Origin of the sequence: Sulfitobacter rhodophyticola (assembly GCF_041281685.2) — a bacterium.
Lineage (GTDB): Bacteria > Pseudomonadota > Alphaproteobacteria > Rhodobacterales > Rhodobacteraceae > Sulfitobacter.
In genome coordinates, this window is record NZ_CP166251.2 from 510,757 (window position 1) to 529,862 (window position 19,106).

Here is a 19,106-nt window from a genome sequence, read left to right on the forward strand (position 1 = left end):
GCGGCGGTTCTGCTGCCTGTTAAAGGTAACTTATGTCGTGTTTTTCGGATTCCAATAGTTTTTAGAATTATTCTAAGTTAGGTCTCCCGCGCAAGGGCCTGAATCAGAAAACCGATGCATCTGCGATCTTCCGCCTGAACCCGCCTGCGCATCAAAAAAGCAAAGCTCGCTGCATCGCCCCGGCGCGCGGCGCACAGCGCAGAGCCGAGCCAGCGTTCATCGAAAGACAGCTCAGACACACCGGGGCGGAACAGCACGGGTTTCTTTGCCAGCACCTGCGTCAGGCACTGCACCAGCGCCTTGGCAAAGCCTGTCCGCGTCACGCGGTTGTCGCTGGCCAACAGCGCGCAGGTCCGGAACACATCCGCGCGCGCCGCAGTTCGGCACACAAGGCCTGCACGGCGCACGTCCGTCAGGATATCCATGACCGGCGCGGGCAATTCCGGCGCCATCGGCACGGGGTTTGAGGGATGCTTTCGAAGGGCAGAGACCATGGAAACGCTCATCGGTTAATTACCTGAGTATAATAATCAGGAAATCGCCGATTTGCAAGAGTTCCGTTTGATCAGGCCCCGTAAGGCACCCAGATGCTTTTGGTCTGTGTCGCCGCCCGCAGGAAGGTTTCCCCTTCTGCCACGGCGCGGTCATGCCAGTCGATCTGCCGCCCGTAATCGACAAAACAGCGTTTGAGATTGCCGATGGAATGTTCCTCCACCAGCGTGGACAGCGCGGGCGGCCCGAAGGCCCAGACCGCATCGACGTCATTATGCTTGGCCAGCGTATCGGCCAGCGTCATCGCGTCGCCCGTGACGATGTTCAGCACCCCTGCAGGCACGTCCGATGTTTCCATCACCGAATAGAAATCCGTGGCCGACAGCGGATGCGCCGCACTTGGGACGGCGATAACCCGATTGCCCGTTGCGATCAGCGGGGCGACCATGCTGACAAAGCCCAACAGCGGCGCTTCGTCCGGGCAGATCACACCGACAACGCCCAGCGCTTCGGGAATGGCGAGGGCAACACCCTGCATGGGGGGCAGATGCACCGCGCCTTCCCATTTGTCAGCCCATGCGCCGTAGGTGAAGAACCGATCAATCGCCGCCTCCACCTCGGCGCGCGCCTTGCCTGCGCTGACCCCGGTCATGTCGCGGATGCGCGTTGCGAATTCATCCGACCGGCCAGACAGGTTTTCGCCCAGATAATACAGGATCTGCGCCCGGTTATGGGCAGTCTTCTGGCCCCAGCTTTTTGCCCCGCGCGCCGCTTCGACCGCGTTGCGGATGTCCTTGCGGTTGCCGTCGCCCACTTCGCCCAGCTTGTCGCCCTTGGGCGACAGCACAGGGATGGAATAGTTGCCATCGGGCCGCGCCTGTTTGCCGCCGATGAACAGCTTCGGTGTGCGGTCCACCGCTTCCAGCTTCAGCCCACCCGAAGGCTTGGGCGTGCTCACCGGCTTGCGCATCGGCAACTTGGCCCAGGCCGCAGGCTTCAGATAGCCGTAACAGCCTTCCTTGCCCCCTTCCCGGCCATAGCCGCTTTCCTTCACGCCGCCAAATCCCACGGCGGCATCCATCACGTTGGTCGTATTGACCCAGACGATCCCGGCCTCGACCGCAGCCGCAACATCCATCGCCTGCGAAATCGTCTCGCTCCAGATGCTGGCACTCAATCCATAGCGGGAATGGTTGGCCAATTGCACCGCTTCATCAAAGGTGCGGAAGGTCAGGGAGACGACGACGGGGCCGAAAATCTCGTCACAGGCAACCTCTGACGTGGGCTGCACATCCGTCAGCAGGGTCGGCGGATAAAAGCTGCCACCCTCGGGTATCTCGACCTCCGGCTGGTACAGGGTCGCACCGGCTTTGACACCCGCGTCGACCATGGCCTTGACCCGCTCGAACTGCACGGGCGACACAAGGCTGCCCATGTCGATGCACTTGTCCATCGGATCGCCCACCCGCAGCTTGGCCATGCGGGTGCGCAGGCGGGTGTGGAAATCCTCCGCCACGCCTTCCTGCACCAGAATGCGCGAACCGGCACAGCAAACCTGCCCCTGATTGAACCAGATCGCATCCACCACCCCTTCGACAGCGGCATCCAGATCGGCGTCGTCAAAGACGATGAACGGGGACTTGCCGCCCAGCTCAAGCGTCAGCGACTTGCCGGAGCCTGCGGTGGTCTTGCGGATCTGCTTGCCCACAGGCGTCGAGCCGGTGAAGGCGACCTTGTCGATGCCGTCATGTTCCACGATCAGCGCGCCGGTTGTGCCGTCCCCGGTGACAATGTTCAGAACGCCCGCAGGCAGACCCGCCGCTTCGGCCAGTTCCGCAAACAGCAGCGCGGTCAGCGATGTGTTCTCCGCTGGTTTCAGCACCACCGCGTTGCCCAGCGCCAAAGCGGGGGCGAGCTTCCATGACAGCATCAGGAAGGGGAAATTCCACGGTATCACCTGCCCCACGACGCCCACGGGATCGTAGCCTGCAAAGGTGCTTTCCTGTATCTGCGCCCAGCCTGCGTGGTGATAGAAATGTCGCACGGCCAATGGGATATCGATGTCGCGCGTCTCCCTTATGGGCTTGCCGTTGTCCAGCGCTTCGACCACGGCAATCAGCCGCGCATTGCGCTGGATCAGACGCGCCAGCGCATAGAGCTTGCGGGCGCGGGCCGGACCGCCCATCGCCGCCCATCCCGGCTGCGCCTTGCTTGCGGCCTTGACCGCCGCGTCCACATCCGCCTTGCCGCCCTGGGATACCTGACCCAGCACCGCCCCCGTCGCAGGTTCCACGCTGTCGAAAAGCTTGGCTGGCTTGGTGAAGCCACCGTTGATGTAATGCCCGAACCCCTTTGCATGGGACTTCAGCCACGCGCGTGCTTCGGTGTCGCTCTCTGGTGCAGGGCCATAATCCATGCTGTCGAAAAACTCTGATACGCTCATCGGTTTATCCAATCGGGTGCCGGTTGAGGGCGCTATAGGCGCCGTCGAGGTGGTGTTCGAGCTGGCGTTCGATATCGCCCAGCAGGCTGGACGCGCCAAAACGGAACCAGTCGGGGGTAAGCCAAGCGTCGCCGAGTTCTTCCTTCAAAAGCGCAAGATACAGCACCGCATCCTTGGCCTTGGAAACACCCCCTGCAGGCTTGTAACCGACCATCTGCCCGGTCAACCTGTGGTACTGTCGGATTGCGCGCAGCATGACCAGCGTGATCGGCAGCGTCGCGTTGACGCTTTCCTTGCCCGTCGATGTCTTGATGAAGTCCGCCCCTGCCATCATGCAAATAAGGCTGGCGCGCGCCACGTTGCGCAGGGTTTTCAGATCCCCCGTCGCAAGGATCGCCTTCACATGCGCATCACCGCACGCCTCGCGATAGGCGCGCATCTCATCGTAAAGCGCCTGCCAGTTGCCGGTCAGCACATGCTCGCGGGTGATCACGATGTCGATCTCCTCTGCCCCATCAGCGACGGAGGCTTCGATCTCTCGTAGCTTCGTTTCCATTGGGGCCAGCCCGGCCGGAAACCCGGTGGACACGGCCGCCACCGGAATGCCCGTGCCCTTCAGCGCCTCGACCGCCGTGGCGACATAGCGGTGGTAGACGCAGACAGCACCCGTGGTGATCCCGCGATCCCCCATACCGAGACTGTCAAGGATATCGGCGCGAATGGGATGCGCCGCCTTGGCACACAACCGCTTCACGCGGCCCGGTGTGTCATCGCCATTCAGCGTCGTCAGGTCGATGCAGGTCACCGCCTTCAAAAGCCACGCCGCCTGCGCATCCTTCTTTACGGACCGCCGTCCCGGCAGGGACGCTGCGCGCCGTTCGGCGGCGGAACGGTTCACGCGGGCCGCCGCAACCAGTCCAAGGTCAAGCGGCATGCCCGGATTGCGGGCGTGCGGGGGCGATGTGTCTTGTACTTCTCTCAGGCGGGTCATGGATCCTCCCTCGCGCGCAGGGGGCGCGGCATGGTTTGGCCCAGCATCCAGCAGCGCCGCGGCAAAGTAAACATGGGGGCTGCGGGAACGCAGGTATTCTGCCCTGACGGAAACCGCGGGCTGCGCCTTGGGCGTCTCGCCTTCGGGTCAGCGCTTAATCGTCATCCAACAGGATACGCGCGGCATTGCCTTCGGCATCATCGTATTGATCCGACCGTACCGTCCACAGAAATGCAACCAGACCGATCCCCCCAAGGATCAGCGACACCGGGATCAGGATCACAAGCACGTTCATTTCACCCTCCTCATCCGTTGGGAATTCAGCAGCACCGTAATCGAAGAGAACGACATCGCCAAGGCCGCCGCCAGCGGGGTGGCGAAACCTGCCAGCGCGATGGGCACCGCGATGAGGTTGTAAAGCGTGGCAATGGTGAAGTTCTGCTTGGACAGATCGCGCGTGGCGCGCGCCACCTTCAACACCAGCGGCAAGGCGGCAAAGCTTTCTTTCAGGATCACCACATCGGCGGCATTGCGCGACGCCTCAAGCGCCACCGCAGGCGCGATGGAGGCATGGGCGGAGGCCAGCGCGGCCGTGTCATTCAGGCCGTCGCCGATCATCAGGACCTTTTCACCGCTTTCAGCAAGGACATTGAGCCGGTCCAGCTTGTCCTCCGGCCGGGCCTGCGCGTTTACGGACAGGCCTATCTGCGCGGCAAGCGCCTGTGCCGGGCCTTCACTGTCGCCGGTCAGCACTTCGCAGGGCAGGTCAATCGCCTGCAAGGCATCGACCACCCCATCCCGCAGGACTTCGGGCGCTTCGATCTGCAAGGCAGGCTTGTCCCCGATGCGCAAGCCCAGACCGTCAAACGGGGCCTCCAGCCAGTATCCACGACCCAACCGCACGATTTGATCGCCCCAGTGTCCTTCCACACCCTGCCCGGTGACCTCCCGGACGTCGGTCAGCGGGGCCGCAACCCTATCCCCCAGCGCCGTGAGCAAGGCGCGGGACAGCGGATGTTGCGAAGATTGCGCCAGCGCCTTGGCAACCGACTGATCGCCGACGCTCATCCCGTCGGGGATGACCACGGCGGGGCGTGTCAGGGTGCCGGTCTTGTCCAGCACCACATGCGTGACCTCGGCCAGCCGCTCCAACGCTGTGGCATGTTTGACAAGGAACCCTTCGGCGAACAGGCGGCTGATCGCGGCGGTGGACACCGCAGGCACCGCAAGGCCCAGAGCGCAGGGGCAAGTGATGATGAGCACCGCAATCGCGATGTTGAGCGCAAGGCGGAAGTCGCCGGTCGCCACGACCCAGCCGATGAAGGCGGCCAGTGCCAGCAGGTGCACGGCAGGGGCATAGACCTGTGCTGCACGGTCCGCCAGCGCGGTATAGCTGTTGCGCCCGTTTTCCGCCGTCTCCACCAGCGCAGCCATCCGGCGCAGGGATGTATCTTCGCCCACAGCGGTGGCTTGCAGGGTGAAGGGGCCGGACAGGTTGATCTCCCCCGCGCGCAGAAAATCGCCCGAGGCAACGGGCACCGCGGCACTTTCGCCGGTCAGAAAAGAGCGGTCCATCAGGGCGTTATCTGATTCGAGGGTGCCATCAACAGGTACCCTTGTCCCCGCGGGGACAAGAACGCGGTCGCCGATGGCAAGGGACGCAACACCGATTGTCTCTGTCCCCTTTGCCGTCAGGCGTTCGGCGGTATGCACCTCAAGCGCGGTCAGTTCCTTGGCCGCCGACCGCGCGGCACTGCGGGTCTGGTGGTCCATGTAGCGACCGATCAGCAGGAAGAAGGTCAGCGAAAGCGCGGCATCGAAATAGGCATGCGCGCCACTGTTGAGCGTTTCATACAACGACATGCCCGCCGCGAGCAGGATCGCCAGCGAAATCGGCACATCCATGTTGAGCCGCCCGACCTGCAGGGCGGACCACGCGTTCTTGAAGAAGGGCTGCGCGGCATAGGCCACGACCGGCAGGGCGATCATCGCGGAGATCAGGTGAAACAGATCGCGTGTCGCGTCCGTCGCCCCCGACCAGACCGCCACTGACAACAGCATCACGTTCATCATCGCGAAACCGGCCACTGCCATCCGTGTCAGCAGCGCGCGGCCCTGATCGTCGCGGGCGGTGTTCAGCGCGGCCATGTCCAGCGGATAGGCTTCGAACCCCAGGTCGCTCAGCGCCGATTGCAGCCGTTGCGATGGCACCGGCCCTTCCACGGACAGACGTTTCAGCGACAGGTTCACGCGCACATGGGTCACGCCCGAAAGGCCCGCAAGCCCGCGTTCGATCTTGCCGATGCAAGCCGCGCAATGGATCGTCGGCAGAGAGAACTGCTGCGCGGCGGGCACCACGATGTCTTCGACGGGCGGCATGGCCGCGCAGGCGGGACAGGCCGCTGTCATGATCCGGTGCCGACGATGATGCGTTGCTGGAACAGGGTGCCGTCAGCGCCCCACGCCCGCAGCCGCAGCCGCAGGTTCCAGTTGCCATCGGGCGCGTCAACCTGCGCCACCAGCGCTGTCCCATCGAAGCTGAATTCGGGCGTCTGGTCCTGCGCGACACTGGTCGCGCGACCAAAGGTCGCCTGTTCGATCACCGGCGCGATCGGCGCGCCGTCCTCAAGGATCACCAGCCGCAGCACATTATCTTCCACTGTCGCGGAAACCTCCCACCCCAGCGCCAACTGGGCCGCGCGGTCCGCATCAAAGGCCTGACTGGCCACGTAGGAATTGCGCACTTCGAGACCCGGGAAGGTCTTCACCGCGTTGAAGGCCAGCGTGAGGTTCACGGCAATGATAATGCCGAAGGCAGATGCGAAACCTGCAAAAACATGCCATCCCTTGATCTCGGTCATCGTTATTCACCTTTCCCGTTGAAAGAAGTGTCGCGGCTGGCGCGATCACCGGTTGCCATATCTTCGACCCACAAGCGCAGGTCTGTTGTGTGTGCACTGGCCGCCGCGTCCTGGGGCCGTGCGGTGACATAGACCCGTTGCAGGACGGTCTTGTCGGCGGGGACGTCGACCACCAATTGCCCCCGCTGGCCTTCCAGATCGATCCGCAGCACGTCGTCGCTGGTCAGGCTGAGGTGGAACTGCCGTGGCTCGCCCGTCTTGTTGCGCAGCCGCACGTCATAAATGTTGCGGATCGCGCCGTCGGACTGCATCACGAAGGTCGGGTTGCGCACCGGGCTGACCGTCATCTCGATATCGGTGCGGATGAACAGGGCATAGACCAGCCCCAGCCCGATCAGTGACCACAGCGCGGTATACAGGATCGTCCGGGGACGCAGGATGTGCCGCCAAATGGGCTTGGCCGGTTCCCCGGCGGCCTCGGCGGGTTCATCCGCCAGCGACAGGTAGTCCACAAGGCCGCGCGGCTTGCCGATCTTGGCCATGATGTCATCGCAGGCGTCGATGCACAGACCGCAGGTGATGCATTCCATCTGCTGGCCATCGCGGATGTCGATGCCCATGGGGCAAACGTTGACGCAGGCCATGCAGTCGATGCAATCGCCCATCGGCTCACCCGTCTTGACGGCTTCGGAATGTTTGCGCGGCTCCCCGCGCCAGCCGCGATAGCCGATGGTAATCGTGTCGACGTCCACCATCGCCGCCTGAATGCGCGGCCAGGGGCACATGTAGATGCAGACCTGTTCCCGCGCGAAGCCACCAAAGACGAACGTGGTCAGGGTCAGGATCGCGATGGTGATATAGGCGACGGGATGCGCGGAAAACGTCAGCAGGTTGTTCAGCAGCGTCGGCGCATCGGCGAAATAGAAAACCCATGCCCCGCCCGTGGCCAGACCGATAAGCAGCCATGCCACCCATTTGGTGATCCTGAGCCGCCATTTGCGGAAATCCCACTTGCCCCGGTGCAGACGCAGCCGCGCGTTGCGGTCGCCTTCGATCCAGCGCTCCACCAGGATGAAAAGATCGGTCCAGACGGTTTGCGGGCAGGCATACCCGCACCAGACCCGCCCCATCGCGGACGTAAACAGGAACAAGCCCAATCCGGCCATGATCAGCAGGCCCGCCACGAAGTAGAATTCATGGGGCCAGATTTCGATCCAGAAGAAATAGAAGCGGCGGCTGGCGATATCGACCAGCACCGCCTGATCGGGCAGGTTCGGCCCCCGGTCCCAGCGAATCCACGGGGTCAGATAGTAGATGCCCAGCGTGAAGATCATGATTCCCCATTTGAAGCGGCGGAAAAATCCGGACACACGCTTGGGAAAGATCGGCTCACGCGCCGCATAGAGGGAGGGAGGGGTCGATGTCATAAAGGTTTCCTGTTCGCATCCCCGGTGTAAAATACAGGCGGGGCCATGGCCTTGATCTGGATCAAAAAGACCCCCGAAACGACATCGTTGTGCGAACAGGGCCGCTTCGGGGGGTTGGCCGCGCGTCATGCGCGCGACCTGCGGGTCAGCACCGTGCGGGGCTGGCCCGGTTCAAGGGTCTATTCACCGCCGCCAAGGCTGTGGACATAGACCGATACGGCGCGGACATCTTCATCCGACAGACGCTGACCCCATGCGGGCATCACGCCATAGCGCGAATAGCGCACCGATTCTTCAAGCGTGGCGCGGTCACCACCGTAAAGCCAGATCGCGTCCGCCAGATTGGGCGCGCCTTGTTCGCGGTCGCCCAGCGCGTCGTCACCATGGCAGGCCGCGCAGTTGTCGGCATAGATCTCTGCCCCCTGCCCCGCGAGCGCCGCGTCGTGATCTTCCGAAGACAGGCTCACCACATATTCCACCACCGCGCCGATTTCCTCGTCCTCAAGGATTTCGTCAAAGGCGGGCATTTCGGAATACCGCGCGTCCCCGTCGGTTTCATTGCGGATACCGTGGGCGATGCTGAGCGAGATGTTTTCGATATCGCCGCCCCAGAGCCAGTCGTTGTCCAGCAGGTTGGGATACCCTTTGGCCCCCGCCGCGCCTGAACCGTGGCACTGGCTGCATTGCGCGCTGAAGACCGACCGGCCGCGGGCAACCGCGTAGCGGTGGATGTCATCGCCCGCTGCCAGCGTCAGAAGGTCCGCATCGTTCAGTGACGCCACAAGGGTGGCATTCTTGGCTTCGTGATCGGCGATCTGCGTGGCCACTTCGGACCGGGTCGCATACCCCAGCAATCCGCCCGTTGCACCGGAGATCATCGGCCAGGCCGGATAGGCGATGGTATAGCCGATGCCCCAGATGATCGTGACATAGAAGGTCCAGAGCCACCACCGCGGCAGCGGGTTGTTCAACTCCCGGATACCATCCCAGGTGTGGCCGGTGGTCTCAACGCCGGTTGCTTCGTCAATCTTGTTTTCATCAGACATTGGCTTGCCCTTTCGACTTCGGCTTACTGCCGGTACTTTCGCTCTTGTCCTTGCTTTTTGCCGGCGTCTTTTCATTCCGGAAGGGGATCATGCTGGCATCTTCGCGCGCCTTGCGCTCGCTGGGCAGGAAGGCCCAGATCACGACGACGATGAAGAAGATGAACATGGCCAAAAGGACCCAGCTGTCCGCGATTTCACGCAGGAGGGAATAGGTTTCCATCTTCGCCCCTCCTATCGGCTTGCATCGGGGGTGAAGGTGTCGAAGTCGACCATCGTCCCCAGAATTTGCAAGTACGCGATCAGCGCGTCCATCTCGGTCAGCTCAGGCTGGCCGTCGAAGTTGGACACGACCGCGCCCGGATAGCGTTCGACCAAACCGTCCCAATCGCCGTCAGGATCGCCCTGCACGGTAAAGTCCGCGCTGGCCGAAGTGATCTGCTCCTCCGTGTAAGGCACGCCCACGAAGCGGTGCGTCTTGAGCAGCGCCTCGATATGTTCCCCTTCGATAGGTGTTTCGGCAAGGAAGGCATATTTGGGCATGATGCTTTCGGGAACGACCGACTGCGGATCCATCAGGTGATCCACATGCCATGCGTCCGAATAGCGCCCACCGACCCGCGCCAGATCGGGCCCGGTGCGTTTAGAGCCCCATTGGTGCGGGTGGTCGTACATCGATTCCGCGGCGAGAGAGTAGTGGCCATAACGCTCCACCTCGTCCCGCATGGGGCGGATCATCTGCGAATGGCAGACATAGCAGCCCTCCCGGATGTAGATATCGCGCCCTGCCAGTTCCAGCGGGGAGTAGGGGCGCACGCCCTCCACTTCCTCGATGGTGTTCTCCAGCCAGAAGAGCGGCGCGATTTCCACGATCCCGCCGACGGTGACCACCAGAAGCGAAGCGACCAGCAGAAGCGTTGGCGACTTTTCAAGGATCGCGTGCTTGTCGAGGAACTTCGTCTGATGCGGCAGCTCATTCGGGATTTCTCCGGGCAAGTCGCTCAGCGTGCTGACCTTGGGGTCATTTTCAGCGGATGGAATTTTTTCGTTACCAGACATGATCCGCTCTCCTTATTCTGCTGGTGTTGCGACGGTGGCGCTGCGAGGCAGTGCCGCGTTGGCAGGTGTTGCCCCACGAATGGTCATGAACATGTTCCAGACCATCACCAGCGCACCCGACAGGAACAGAACCCCGCCCAGACCACGCACGATGTACATCGGGAACTTGGCACTGACGGTGTCGGCGAAGGAGTTCACGAGGAAGCCCTGATCATCCACTTCGCGCCACATCAGGCCCTCCATGATCCCGGTCACCCACATGGACGCGGCGTAAAGGACGATGCCCAATGTCGCGAGCCAGAAGTGCCAGTTGATTGCAGACATGGAATACATTTCCTTACGCCCCCAAAGCTTTGGCACCAGGAAGTAGATGCAGGCAAAGGTGATCATCCCGTTCCAACCCAGCGCACCGGAATGCACGTGGCCGATGGTCCAGTCCGTGTAGTGCGACAGGGAGTTCACCGCGCGGATCGACATCATCGGACCCTCGAAGGTGGACATGCCGTAGAAGCCGAGGCTGAGGACGAACATCCGCATGATCGGATCGGTGCGCAACTTGTCCCACGCGCCTTGCAGCGTCATCAGACCGTTGATCATACCGCCCCAGCTGGGCATCCACAGGATGATGGAAAACACCATCCCAAGCGTGGACGCCCAGTCAGGGAGAGCGGTGTAGTGAAGGTGGTGCGGACCCGCCCAGATATACAGGAAGATCAGCGCCCAGAAGTGGATGATCGACAGCTTGTAGCTGTAGACGGGGCGTTCGGCCTGCTTGGGCACGAAATAGTACATCATGCCAAGGAAGCCCGCTGTCAGGAAGAAGCCCACGGCATTGTGGCCGTACCACCACTGGGTCATTGCATCCTGCACGCCCGAGAAGACCTGCACGGATTTGGAGCCCAGAAGGCTGACGGGGATGGAAATGTTGTTGACCACATGCAGCATCGCCACGGTGATGATGAAGCTCAGGAAGAACCAGTTGGCGACGTAGATGTGTTTTTCCTGCCGCTTGAAAATCGTGCCCATGAAAACCGCGAGGTAGGCCAGCCAGACAATGGTCAGCCATATGTCCACGTACCATTCAGGTTCGGCGTATTCCTTGGACTGCGTTGCCCCCAGCAGGTAGCCGGTGGCGGCGAGGACGATGAAAAGCTGATAACCCCAGAAGACGAACCAACCCAGATTGCCACCCCAAAGACGGACACCGCTGGTGCGTTGGACGACATAAAGCGAGGTGGCGATCAGCGCGTTGCCCCCAAAGGCAAAAATCACCGCAGAGGTATGCAGTGGGCGTAATCGTCCAAAATTGGTATAGGGCTGCCCCCAATCGAAGTTGAGCGCCGGAAAGGCAAGTTGGAAGGCGATGTAGGTGCCCACCAGAAAGCCCGCGATGCCCCAGAAGGCAGTGGCGATCACGCCTGCGCGGATCACACCATCTTCATAGATGCCTTCAGGCGTTGCCGCTTTGACTGGTTCGTCCGTGCGCCGCAGCACATAGATGAACATACCGACCGCAATTGCCATGATCAGAAAGGCATGCACCTGATAGGCCAGATCGTGACCCCAGCTGCTTGCCATTGCCGCAGCCACGGCAACGAATCCCAAAAGAATGAGTTTTACATAGTCCATAACGTCCCTCGCTAAAGAAAAGAGCACCCAAGGACGCTCCTGTTCGCGAGTTTGTTTTATGGACTGTGGACGGGCCGCTCTTTGATCTGTGTCAAAAAGGCGGATATTCCCGCAGAGGTTAGAAGATCACGCCACCGTCTGAATCGTCACCCGTTGCATCGTTCAGGGCGATGATGTCTTTGACTTCGAACTCATGACGGTTAGAGAAGTCGATAATTCCCTCTTTTTTCAGAGAGTTGAACTGTCGGCTGACGGTTTCCAACGTCAGACCGAGATAGTTGGCGATCTGGTCCCGCGTCATCGGAAGCTTCGATACAACCTGGCTGTTCGACGCCTCCGAACGTGACCTTCTTGCCAGCATTTCAACAAAGGTCGCGATCTTTTCACGCGCAGTCTTGCGGCCCAGAAGCAGCATCCAGTCGCGTGCGGCGTCCAGCTCATCCAGTGCCAATTCCATAAGGCGCTGCGCGACGTGGGGTGTTTCCTCAACCAGCCGTTCAAACGGGGCGCGATCAAAGCAGCACAGGGTCAGATCGGAGGTTGCGGTGACGTCGAACTCGATCTGCGACCGGCCCGGCCGCCCGATGAAATCGGATGGCAAAAGCAGCCCGACCATCTGGGTGCGCCCGTCTTCAAGGGTCTTGGACAAGGACGCCACACCGTCCACGACAGAGGCCACGAACTCCAGTGGCTCCCCACGCCACAGGATCGTATCGCCCGCCTTGTAGGAGCGGTAGGACTTCATGCCTTCCAGCAACAGAAGTTCGTCTTCATCACAACGCGCACAGACGGCACGATGGCGGATGGGACACTCCGTACATTTGATCGCTTTTAGTTTTAGTTTTGGCATCAAGTTGATCTGAATCAAAGAGTTTCGGTTCCGGCCGAGTCTAAACAAGATCATGGAAAAGATCGACAGCCTGCGACAACATGGCCTCTTTGACGCACGGGTCCCACGGTACACCAGCTACCCGCCTGCGAACCACTTCGAGCAGGGGATCGGCCCACGCTACCAGAGCGAGTGGTTGAAGACGGTGCCGAACGGTAGTGAAGTATCTGTTTATATTCACATTCCTTTCTGCAAGCGCCTGTGCTGGTTCTGCGCTTGCCGGACGCAGGGCACCAAGACGATGCGCCCAGTCGATGCCTATGTGGAGGTCCTGCGACAAGAGATCGCACGCGCGAGACAAAGCCTGCCGCGGGGGATTCGCATGGGTCGCCTGCATCTTGGCGGCGGTACGCCGACGATTTTGCGGCCAGAGACGATGCGCCTTTTGCTGGAAACGGTCTTTGACGCCTTCCAGACCGCGGAAGGATTCGAATTTTCGGTCGAGATTGACCCGACCGAGGCATCGGATGCCCTGTTGGAGACGCTTGTGGGATTTGGCATGAACCGTGCCAGCATCGGTGTTCAGGATTTCGAGCCGACGGTGCAGGAGGCAATCGGGCGGCTGCAATCGCTGGAACAGACCCAGCGGGTCATCCATTTCCTGCGCAGGCATGACGTAAAAAGCCTGAACCTTGACCTGCTTTACGGGTTACCCCACCAGACACCGGAGACCTTTGCCAAGACGCTGGCGCATGTCACCAAAATGAAGCCCGACCGGCTCGCGATTTATGGCTATGCGCATGTGCCTTGGATGTCCAAGCGGCAGGTGATGATAAAGACCGAAGACCTGCCGGGGGCGGAGGCGCGGTTTCGTCTGGCCGAGATGGCGCATGACGTGTTCACCCAGCAGGGGTACAACGCCATCGGCATTGATCACTTTGCGTTGCCCTCCGACAGTCTGTCGGATGCGGCAGCGCGCGGCCGTCTCCGGCGCAACTTTCAGGGCTACACCGACGATCAGAGCGAGACATTGGTGGGGTTCGGCGCCTCTGCCATTTCAAGGTTCCACCAGGGCTATGTCCAGAATGCGACGGCCACCTCTGCTTATCAGGAGCGTATCAATGCCGGGGGTTTTGCCGGGCACAAGGGGTACAGGATGGAGGAACAGGACCTGTTGATCGCGCGGGCAGTCGAGGATCTGATGTGCCGGTTCGTGTTCCGCGAAAAAGACCTGTGCGCCGCATACCCGGAATTTGCCCCGAACATCCACAAGACCGCGATCCGGTTGATGACACGTTTCCCTGATGTCTTTTTCATCAGCGATGCGGGTCTCGAAATGCGCCCGGATGCGCATCCGCTGGTCCGGGTGATTGCCAGCTTCATCGATCAGTTCACCAGCGAAGACGTGGCACATTCGGCCGCGATCTAGGGACCGCAGGATGCCGTTCGGGTGCTGGCGGATTGCCCCGCCAGCACCCTTTTCGTTTCAGCTTCAGAAAATGAAGTCGTCTTCGGTCAGGTTCACGGAGCGGCTGCTGATGAAGATCGACTGATCTTCACCAAGGTCGATGAAGGCAAAACCGTTCCCCTTTGTCACCATCGGGTCAACCTCCGCGAAGCTTTGGAATTCAGTTCCGGACAGGTCGATCTTGTCGCTTCCTGTGCGGAAACCGAAGATGACATCATTGCCGTCGCCGGTATTGAAGACAAAGACATCTGCATCACGACCACCATCGAGGAAGTCATCGCCCGCACCGCCAATCAAGCGGTCTTCGCCCTGGCCACCGCGCACAACGTCTGATCCGTCGCCGCCGACACCGATGTCGTTGCCGGTCCCGAGGAAGATCAGGTCATTGCCGCCATTGCCATCGACGAAGTCATTGTCGCGCCCGACTATGATGATGTCGCGCTGATCCCCCGCGATTTCAAAATCGACATCGCCCGAGCCGTCGGAGACCAGCAGGTCCGCAGGCAACAGAACACCATCCAGTACATGTGCGATGCCGTTTGACGCAAAGAGGTTTGTCGCGATCAGGTTCGGGTTGGCCACATCGGGGTCCGCATCCACAAGGCTGGTGCCATCGACGGTCAGCGTGCCACCCTGCAGGGTGAGGATGCCGTCAGATGACAGAACCGCGTTTGCGTCCAATGCCTCAGGTGCAACGTGATAGGTCAGGACCGCGCTCAGCAGGGGAATGGGGTCACCCCCACCGCTGAGCAGGGACAGGGCATCGACCAGATAGCTGAACGCGGCTTCTTCGCCTTGCCCGTCAAAACCCAGCGTTGTTGCCAGCCCGACAAAGGCCGCGTCGTTTGGCGCAAAGACAGTCAGGTCCGCTTCGGGATCGTCCAGTGCACCGACAAGATCAGCGGCAATGACAGAATTCAGAAGGAGATCGAAGTCTGCGCCAATGTTGTCGAATTCCCCGCCGCTTTCCGCAACCAGACCCGCGAGCGTGGGCAGTTGCGGTTCGTTCCCCGGAATGTCCAGCGGCAGCAGAACCCGATCGATGCCCTGCACCGTGCCGTTGGATGCAGCCACATCCGGCACGACGATGTTGGGATTGTCGATGTCGGGTTCGTTGTCGATCAGTTCGGTGCCTTCCGTACCGAACGTGGCCCCCGCCAGCAGGGTGCTGATGGTCTCTGCCGCGTCCACCTCTGCGGCGGACTTGGCGCCTTCGGACACGTGATAGAGCAGGACATCGGTCAGCAGCGGGATCGGATCACCATCTGGCGCAAGTCCGGCCAATGCTTCGGCGATGAAGCCGAATACCGCGTCTTCGTCCGTGGTGTCGCCTTCAAAACCCAGATCGGTCGCCAACTGCGTAAAGGCGGCATCAGTCGGCGCAAAGACCGTCACGTCATTCAGGTCAGCGACCGTATTGACCAGACCTGCCGCACCCAGTGCCTTGACGAGGATGTTGAAATCATCGGACCCTGTGGCGATTTCAATGATATTCGGCTTGGGGTCGGCCTCCGGGATGTCCAGTGGCAGCAGCACCCGGTCGATGCCCTGCACCGTGCCGTTCGATGCCGCCACATCCGGCACGACGATGTTGGGATTGTCGATGTCTGGATCATTGTCGATCAGTTCCGTGCCTTCGGTCGCGAAGGTCGCGCCTTCCAGCAGGGTGGTAACCGTTTCGGCGGCGTCCACTTCGGCGGCGGTCTTGGCACCGGCGGATACGTGATACAGCAATACATCCGTCAGCAGCGGGATCGGGTCGCCGTCGGGCGCAAGCCCGGCCAGTGCTTCGGCGATGAAGCCGAATACCGCATCTTCGTCTGTGGCATCGCCATCAAATCCGAGGTCCTGCGCAAGCTGCGTGAACGCGGCATCCGTAGGGGCGAAAACGGTCACGTCATTCAGATCGGCAACCGTGTTGACCAGACCCGCCGCGCCCAGAGCCTTGACGAGGATATTGAAGTCATCCGACCCGCCCGCGATATCGACGATGTTGGGCAATGCAGGCTCGCCTGCGGAAAGGTCTGCGTAGGACAGGCCGTCGCCGGTCACGTTCACCCGGTTGCCAACGGTCAGCATCACACCCGCCGGTGGCACGGCACCAAGGAAAGTGAAGCTGTCGGGCTGCTCTCCGGGTTGTTCGAGTTCGACGAGGCGATAAGTTTCGCCGTTGTCGCCGCTGACATGCCAGACTTGCTCTGCATAGAGGCGACCGCCAGTGCCGACTTCGACCCCGGCACGCTGCAGGGTTGCGGTTTGTCCGCTGGTATCATCGCCCTTCTCATTCGCACGGGCGTCACCCGACAGCGCGTCGTCGTCATCCGTTACGGTGATCTGAAGCGTCGGGGCAGCGGGCATCGTGAACGTGGCATGGGCGGAAATGGAATCCGCGCCGAAAAGGTCCGACTGTTCAAAGCCGGTAAAGGAGAAAAGTGCCATTGGTCTATCCTACTCTTTGAGACAATCAGGGAAGAAGAACGCGGTCGATCACGTGGATCACACCGTTGGAGGCAGGGATGTCGGCCTGGATGACGTTGGCCTTGTTCACACGTACGCCACTGCGACCGTCCACATGTACGGCCTTGCCATTCACGGTTGTGGGGCTGAGCCGCTGGCCCGCGATGTCGGCGGCCATCACTTTGCCGGGCAGCACGTGATAGGTCAGAATGGCGGTCAACTGATCCTTGTTTTCGGGCAACAGGAGGGTGTCGAGCGTACCTTCGGGCAACGCCGCGAATGCCGCATCGGTCGGGGCGAACACAGTGAAGGGCCCTTCGCTTTGCAGCGTGCCAACCAGATCAGCGGCAGAGACGGCAGCCACAAGGGTTTCGAACGTGCCGGCAGATTGCGCGACTTCGACGATGTCTGGTTCTCCCATGGTGTCGGCGCAGCCTGCGAGGGCGATCGTGGCCGCAAGGGCCGTCGCTTTGACGAAGTAAGACAATTTCATTTTTGAGCCTCCTTGATGTGAGTGTGTGTAAAAATCACACGGTACTCGCGATAAAATGTCTCATGGATCGCTATTGGCAAGTTTTTTGTGGAATTTTTTCACACTCCCCTCCATGTTACGGCCATGGCAGCGCAAGATCCCTTTTCCAAATCAAGCTTGTTCGAGCAGGCTGTGCGGCGGCTCGTCCGGCCGCTGGTGCGGGCATTGATCGCGCAGGGGATCACGGCGCCCGCGCTCTATCGCATTGTAAAACAGACATATGTTCAGGTTGCGGAAGAAGAACTGAAGGATGGTGCGACGGATAGCCGGATCAGCGTCATGACCGGCGTGCACCGCCGTGACGTCAAGGAATTCCGCGCGCTGGGTCCGGGCGAGAATAAAGCAGTCGGACAGAAGGTGAGCTTGCTTGCGTCGGTGGTCGGTCGCTGGATTTCCGATGAAACCTTTCTTGATGCCGCCGGAAACCCGGCCCCCCTGCACCGCACGGCCAGTGATGGGACTGGGTTTGACGCGCTGGTGCAAGCCGTCAGCCGCGATGTGCGTCCGCGTACGGTATTGGATGAACTGGAACGCCAGAACATCATTACTGTCGAAGACGGTCAGGTGACACTGCTGCTGGAAGGGCTTTTCGGCACCGCGGACATGGATCAGAAGCTGCACTTTTTCGCGCACAACGTGGGTGACCACATGCAGGCCGCCGTAGACAACCTGATTTCCGACGGCACCCCGCATTTCGAGCGTGCAGTTTTTTACAATTACCTCAGCGACGCATCCGTGGACGAGATCGAAGAAGAAGCACGCCGTCTGAGCATGGAGGCGCTGCAGAAGGTCAATGCGCTTGCTTCCGTCCGGCAGCAGGCCGACAAGGACAAGGAAACGGCCAGACATCGGTTCCGTTTCGGCCACTTCTTCTTCCGCCAGGATGAAACAGGTCAAAGACAAGGGAAGCACGATGAAGACGGCTAAATTCTCACGTCGGGATGCTTTGGGTCTTGGGATCGGAGCGGCGGTCTTTCCCGGTGTCGCGGCTGCCCAAACGGCGCGCCCCGACGTGGAAGGGGGGATCGGCGGCACGGGCATTGTCGGTCTGCTGACCGATTTCGGCAGTCTGATCGTTGCAGGCAACTATGTGCGCACCAACGATGCCACCCGGTACAGTGACGGTTTCGGGGCGCTGCAGGAAAGCGATTTGCGACTTGGCGACAGCCTGACCGTCGAAGCGGCCGGAGCCCCAGATGCCCTGGTCGCGCGCCGGGTGCATGTCACCCATCCGCTGGTGGGGGCGATTACGCAGGTTGCTGCCGACCGCCGTCGCATCACCGTCAACGGCGTTGAGGTCAGGCTTGATACCCGGTTGCAGGGCTTGGAGGTTGGGTACCGCGTTGCGGTGTCCGGGCTGTGGCGGGGCGCGTTCGTTCAGGCCAGCCGTCTGGCGGCGGCGCGATCCGCGTCTGATCTGGTGGCAGGCGATGTGGCACGCCGCGGTGGCAGGACGCAGGTTGGTTCAGTTACGGTCCGTGGACCGGGGACCGGCAGCGTCCCAAGGGGGTCTTTTGCAAGCGTTGTCGGGCAATTCGACGTGGCGTCAGGCATTTTGCGGGCCCGCGCTGTGACAAACCAGCGTTTCACCGGTGCGGCAGGCCCGCTGGCGCGGCTGAGTGTAGAAGGCTACCTTGATCCCTCCAGCAGCGCGCCCGGCTACCGCGTGGCAGGGCTTGGCCACAGCTTCGAACGGAACCTGAAACTGGATGAATTTGCCGGATCGCGGGTTCTGATGAACGGTGAATACAACGGGAAATTCGCGGCCCGCGGCGCGGTTGTCCTGCCTGAAGGTTTCAGCGCGCAGCGGCGGCTGTTGCGCCGGATCAGCGCCCAATCACGGTAACGGCGCGCAGCGGGTATCGGATTCAGGCT

17 protein-coding genes are annotated in these 19,106 nt (G+C 61.2%); 3 read left to right on the plus strand and 14 right to left on the minus strand.

The features are described from left to right. Nucleotides 1-77: 77 nt before the first annotated feature. The 12 genes from AB4X18_RS03495 to fnrL form a co-directional block, all read right to left on the minus strand. Entirely contained in the window at nt 78-506 is a 429-nt protein-coding gene (locus AB4X18_RS03495) for a hypothetical protein (RefSeq protein WP_370402298.1), read from the minus strand. Between the two features lie 59 nt (nt 507-565). Then, entirely contained in the window at nt 566-2,935 is a 2,370-nt protein-coding gene (locus tag AB4X18_RS03500) for an aldehyde dehydrogenase family protein (RefSeq protein ID WP_370402299.1), read from the minus strand. 4 nt (nt 2,936-2,939) lie between these two features. Then, nucleotides 2,940-3,926, minus strand: a complete 987-nt coding sequence (deoC, locus tag AB4X18_RS03505) for a deoxyribose-phosphate aldolase (protein WP_370402300.1) — start codon at nt 3,924-3,926, stop codon at nt 2,940-2,942. A 154-nt stretch (nt 3,927-4,080) separates the two neighbouring features. Continuing rightward, nucleotides 4,081-4,221, minus strand: a complete 141-nt coding sequence (gene ccoS, locus AB4X18_RS03510) for a cbb3-type cytochrome oxidase assembly protein CcoS (RefSeq protein ID WP_370402301.1) — start codon at nt 4,219-4,221, stop codon at nt 4,081-4,083. Further along, nucleotides 4,218-6,335, minus strand: coding sequence for a heavy metal translocating P-type ATPase (locus AB4X18_RS03515; RefSeq protein WP_370402302.1), 2,118 nt, complete (start codon nt 6,333-6,335; stop codon nt 4,218-4,220). The genes ccoS and AB4X18_RS03515 overlap by 4 nt, the downstream gene beginning before the upstream one ends. Continuing rightward, on the minus strand, nt 6,332-6,787 hold the full coding sequence (locus AB4X18_RS03520; RefSeq protein WP_370402303.1) for a FixH family protein: 456 nt from the start codon (nt 6,785-6,787) through the stop codon (nt 6,332-6,334). Before AB4X18_RS03520 ends, AB4X18_RS03515 begins: the two co-directional genes overlap by 4 nt. 2 nt (nt 6,788-6,789) lie before the next feature. After that, on the minus strand, nt 6,790-8,214 hold the full coding sequence (gene ccoG / locus AB4X18_RS03525; protein ID WP_370402304.1) for a cytochrome c oxidase accessory protein CcoG: 1,425 nt from the start codon (nt 8,212-8,214) through the stop codon (nt 6,790-6,792). A 179-nt stretch (nt 8,215-8,393) separates the two neighbouring features. Then, nucleotides 8,394-9,260, minus strand: a complete 867-nt coding sequence (gene ccoP, locus AB4X18_RS03530) for a cytochrome-c oxidase, cbb3-type subunit III (RefSeq protein WP_370402305.1) — start codon at nt 9,258-9,260, stop codon at nt 8,394-8,396. Then, nucleotides 9,253-9,480 carry a cbb3-type cytochrome c oxidase subunit 3 gene (locus AB4X18_RS03535; RefSeq protein WP_370402306.1) on the minus strand — a complete coding sequence of 76 codons (228 nt, stop codon included), beginning with the start codon at nt 9,478-9,480 and terminating at the stop codon, nt 9,253-9,255. Before AB4X18_RS03535 ends, ccoP begins: the two co-directional genes overlap by 8 nt. A gap of 11 nt (nt 9,481-9,491) precedes the next feature. Further along, nucleotides 9,492-10,316: a cytochrome-c oxidase, cbb3-type subunit II gene (gene ccoO / locus AB4X18_RS03540; RefSeq protein WP_370402307.1), complete on the minus strand. Its 825-nt coding sequence runs from the start codon at nt 10,314-10,316 to the stop codon at nt 9,492-9,494. Between the two features lie 12 nt (nt 10,317-10,328). Further along, nucleotides 10,329-11,945 carry a cytochrome-c oxidase, cbb3-type subunit I gene (gene ccoN, locus AB4X18_RS03545; RefSeq protein ID WP_370402308.1) on the minus strand — a complete coding sequence of 539 codons (1,617 nt, stop codon included), beginning with the start codon at nt 11,943-11,945 and terminating at the stop codon, nt 10,329-10,331. Nucleotides 11,946-12,063: 118 nt separating this feature from the next. Beyond that, on the minus strand, nt 12,064-12,795 hold the full coding sequence (fnrL, locus tag AB4X18_RS03550) for a transcriptional regulator FnrL (protein WP_370402309.1): 732 nt from the start codon (nt 12,793-12,795) through the stop codon (nt 12,064-12,066). 52 nt (nt 12,796-12,847) lie between these two features. Here fnrL and hemN point away from each other — a divergent pair, with 52 nt between their 5' ends. Further along, nucleotides 12,848-14,203: an oxygen-independent coproporphyrinogen III oxidase gene (gene hemN / locus AB4X18_RS03555; protein WP_370402310.1), complete on the plus strand. Its 1,356-nt coding sequence runs from the start codon at nt 12,848-12,850 to the stop codon at nt 14,201-14,203. A gap of 63 nt (nt 14,204-14,266) precedes the next feature. Here hemN and AB4X18_RS03560 read toward each other — a convergent pair whose 3' ends face one another. Together AB4X18_RS03560 and AB4X18_RS03565 are read right to left on the minus strand one after the other, a co-directional pair. Next, nucleotides 14,267-16,681, minus strand: a complete 2,415-nt coding sequence (locus AB4X18_RS03560; RefSeq protein WP_370402311.1) for a fasciclin domain-containing protein — start codon at nt 16,679-16,681, stop codon at nt 14,267-14,269. Nucleotides 16,682-16,706: 25 nt separating this feature from the next. Further along, nucleotides 16,707-17,192, minus strand: coding sequence for a fasciclin domain-containing protein (locus AB4X18_RS03565; RefSeq protein WP_370402312.1), 486 nt, complete (start codon nt 17,190-17,192; stop codon nt 16,707-16,709). Between the two features lie 123 nt (nt 17,193-17,315). On the opposite strand from AB4X18_RS03565, the gene AB4X18_RS03570 reads away from it, so the two are divergent. Together AB4X18_RS03570 and AB4X18_RS03575 are read left to right on the plus strand one after the other, a co-directional pair. Then, complete coding sequence (locus AB4X18_RS03570; RefSeq protein WP_370402313.1) at nt 17,316-18,158, plus strand: DUF6502 family protein; 843 nt, start codon at nt 17,316-17,318, stop codon at nt 18,156-18,158. Further along, nucleotides 18,145-19,077, plus strand: a complete 933-nt coding sequence (locus AB4X18_RS03575; RefSeq protein ID WP_370402314.1) for a DUF5666 domain-containing protein — start codon at nt 18,145-18,147, stop codon at nt 19,075-19,077. The genes AB4X18_RS03570 and AB4X18_RS03575 overlap by 14 nt, the downstream gene beginning before the upstream one ends. Nucleotides 19,078-19,106: the final 29 nt, after the last annotated feature.

What these genes read in the sequence shown, in the direction of transcription:
- AB4X18_RS03565 (WP_370402312.1), bottom strand. Translation starts at nt 17,192, where the DNA reads ATGAAATTGTCTTACTTCGTCAAAGCGACGGCCCTTGCGGCCACGATC.
- ccoS (WP_370402301.1), bottom strand. Translation starts at nt 4,221, where the DNA reads ATGAACGTGCTTGTGATCCTGATCCCGGTGTCGCTGATCCTTGGGGGG.
- AB4X18_RS03570 (WP_370402313.1), top strand. Translation starts at nt 17,316, where the DNA reads ATGGCAGCGCAAGATCCCTTTTCCAAATCAAGCTTGTTCGAGCAGGCT.
- AB4X18_RS03500 (WP_370402299.1), bottom strand. Translation starts at nt 2,935, where the DNA reads ATGAGCGTATCAGAGTTTTTCGACAGCATGGATTATGGCCCTGCACCA.
- hemN (WP_370402310.1), top strand. Translation starts at nt 12,848, where the DNA reads ATGGAAAAGATCGACAGCCTGCGACAACATGGCCTCTTTGACGCACGG.
- ccoP (WP_370402305.1), bottom strand. Translation starts at nt 9,260, where the DNA reads ATGTCTGATGAAAACAAGATTGACGAAGCAACCGGCGTTGAGACCACC.
- deoC (WP_370402300.1), bottom strand. Translation starts at nt 3,926, where the DNA reads ATGACCCGCCTGAGAGAAGTACAAGACACATCGCCCCCGCACGCCCGC.
- ccoN (WP_370402308.1), bottom strand. Translation starts at nt 11,945, where the DNA reads ATGGACTATGTAAAACTCATTCTTTTGGGATTCGTTGCCGTGGCTGCG.
- AB4X18_RS03535 (WP_370402306.1), bottom strand. Translation starts at nt 9,480, where the DNA reads ATGGAAACCTATTCCCTCCTGCGTGAAATCGCGGACAGCTGGGTCCTT.
- fnrL (WP_370402309.1), bottom strand. Translation starts at nt 12,795, where the DNA reads ATGCCAAAACTAAAACTAAAAGCGATCAAATGTACGGAGTGTCCCATC.
- AB4X18_RS03495 (WP_370402298.1), bottom strand. Translation starts at nt 506, where the DNA reads ATGAGCGTTTCCATGGTCTCTGCCCTTCGAAAGCATCCCTCAAACCCC.
- AB4X18_RS03520 (WP_370402303.1), bottom strand. Translation starts at nt 6,787, where the DNA reads ATGACCGAGATCAAGGGATGGCATGTTTTTGCAGGTTTCGCATCTGCC.
- ccoG (WP_370402304.1), bottom strand. Translation starts at nt 8,214, where the DNA reads ATGACATCGACCCCTCCCTCCCTCTATGCGGCGCGTGAGCCGATCTTT.
- AB4X18_RS03560 (WP_370402311.1), bottom strand. Translation starts at nt 16,681, where the DNA reads ATGGCACTTTTCTCCTTTACCGGCTTTGAACAGTCGGACCTTTTCGGC.
- AB4X18_RS03575 (WP_370402314.1), top strand. Translation starts at nt 18,145, where the DNA reads ATGAAGACGGCTAAATTCTCACGTCGGGATGCTTTGGGTCTTGGGATC.
- AB4X18_RS03515 (WP_370402302.1), bottom strand. Translation starts at nt 6,335, where the DNA reads ATGACAGCGGCCTGTCCCGCCTGCGCGGCCATGCCGCCCGTCGAAGAC.
- ccoO (WP_370402307.1), bottom strand. Translation starts at nt 10,316, where the DNA reads ATGTCTGGTAACGAAAAAATTCCATCCGCTGAAAATGACCCCAAGGTC.